Raw genomic sequence first — 1,931 nt, forward strand, 5'->3', positions numbered from 1 at the left:
ACAGCCATCAGGTACACGGCTTTATTATCGCGGATCGCCTCGATGGCAAAGGGGCCGCGCTCGGCTTTACCGATCATGCCCAACAGGCCGGTTTCTTCCTGCTTAAAAATTCACCGCCAGATCTTACTTTCTTTATGACTACATTTAAATGGTAGTGATTACCGGCCGTAACTTTATCCGTATGGGGCGGAATTTCAGCGCCTTCCTTGAACCGAAGAATATAAAAATCAAAAGGAATTGGCCATTTGGAGCCGATCACGAAGAACTTCTCATATCCTGTCTCCTGCTTATCCTTTTCCCACTTCCACAATTTCAATTTATTACTCTCAATCTATCAGCTACTCACACGCTTAACACCGCGCTCAGCTGCGGACAACTTTGGGCGCTTTATACGCGATAATGGGAGAGCAGAGATCTGCGCAAACGTGCACAAGGTAAGCTATCCCGCGGAGGACCGAAGGGCCGTAGCTTTACTTCCTGTGATTGATATATGAACCTGTATTTAACTTTGTTTCTGTTTCTTGTAGAGCGTAGCTAAAAGTACCAGCATTAACCCAAAACCTGCACTCACTACAAAGCCGCCCCAAAAATCTGAGCTCAATCCGATTGCAAAATTTTCCCTATTTTCTCGCAAGATGAGTTGGCTAGAAGTAGTGGCGAGCATGCCGATTACTGCTACCAATGCGGCTTTATTGGATTTTTTCATGATGTGTGTAATCTCTTCCATTGAGTGTTGATTGACATATTACGCCGCCAGCACGCACGGCTTTGTAGTGGAGACGAAGTCGTAACGGAAAAGCCGTCGCTGCACCTGGCATTGTTAGTGACCAGCTTCCGCGAGGTTAATGAGGTTGCCATCACCCCAGTCGTCATGAACAGCCAAAGTAGTGGGTAACGGATATACCCACCCTCCTGCCTTCCACCAGATCTCAGCAAACCAGGACTTGATACAGTCACCCGCCAAGGCAAGCCCGGGGAATCCCAAATCACCATCCTCCAGTGAAAAAAAGTATCTTTCATCAAAGTTGGCCAGTGCAGAGAGATGCAACTGAAGATCAAGTGACCTGCCTGCGAACAAAGACTCGTCATTATGGTCTACTTTATTGTTTTCCCCGCGGTAATAAATCCATATTGACGGTGCACTACCGTATTCGTCCAGAAACACTTCAATATGCGCAGTGTGCACGTCGTCATTGATCACACGCTTAAACAACGAGCGCAGAGTTTCGATAACCGATACCGAGACGCGATCAAGCTCTCGACGATAACGAGATACGAACTGCGACTCTGTGAGACCGAAAGGAACCATGCTTCCTCGCTAACGCCGCAATCAGTCGCGGCCTACCTTGTGCATTTTTTGCACGAAAATTGGGGCGCAGGGACTGTGAAAAATGTGCAAAATTTGCAAAAGCGGGGTAGGTTCCGAACGAAATACCTCGCCTTGTTATGGATTACCGTCCCAACCACTGCGGTCCCAGACATTTTGTACGCGAACCCAAACTTCGCTTGGCATTGAATTCTTCTAAACACCGCCGAGTAGATTAGCAAATTTCTTCTCTTCTTGGGCTAGCTGCTCCACTCGCTCAATAATTTCTGGGCCATGCTGAGCAAGAAATTGCGCTAACGGACCCGCTGCCAGAACTTCATTTATTGCATTGTTCTGACTGAAATTCATGATTGCCAAAATCAAATCTAAAGTCTTATCAGGCTTTTCGTAGACGAACTCATACTCAATATCCTCGAGCCATTCATATTGATCTCTACGCGGATCATCGGCTTCAAGCTTCCACATCTCAATCCACGATTTGGCTACTTCTTCAATATTCATTTTGATGCATAACGCCGCCAGTAGGGGCAGCTTAAATTGTGCGCTTTTTTGGGCAAAAATAGGAGCGCAGCGACTTGCGTAAAACGTGCACAAGGTAAGCTGT

3 protein-coding genes and 1 pseudogene are annotated in these 1,931 nt (G+C 46.9%); all 4 read right to left on the minus strand.

Annotated features, from left to right (window positions below; all coding sequences use genetic code 11):
* Positions 1-98, minus strand: a pseudogene (locus tag B4U49_RS18775) (fumarate hydratase C-terminal domain-containing protein); the annotation flags it as partial.
* Positions 99-502: 404 nt separating this feature from the next.
* On the minus strand, positions 503-706 hold the full coding sequence (locus B4U49_RS00625) for a hypothetical protein (protein WP_143735446.1): 204 nt from the start codon (positions 704-706) through the stop codon (positions 503-505).
* A 114-nt stretch (positions 707-820) separates the two neighbouring features.
* Positions 821-1,309 (minus strand): hypothetical protein, encoded by a 489-nt coding sequence (locus tag B4U49_RS00630; protein ID WP_078082673.1) that lies wholly within the window; start codon positions 1,307-1,309, stop codon positions 821-823.
* A 213-nt stretch (positions 1,310-1,522) separates the two neighbouring features.
* The coding region (locus B4U49_RS00635; protein ID WP_204902955.1) for a DUF6869 domain-containing protein at positions 1,523-1,931 on the minus strand (409 nt) is incomplete at its 5' end.

This window comes from Microbulbifer mangrovi (genome assembly GCF_002009015.1).
Lineage (GTDB): Bacteria > Pseudomonadota > Gammaproteobacteria > Pseudomonadales > Cellvibrionaceae > Microbulbifer > Microbulbifer mangrovi.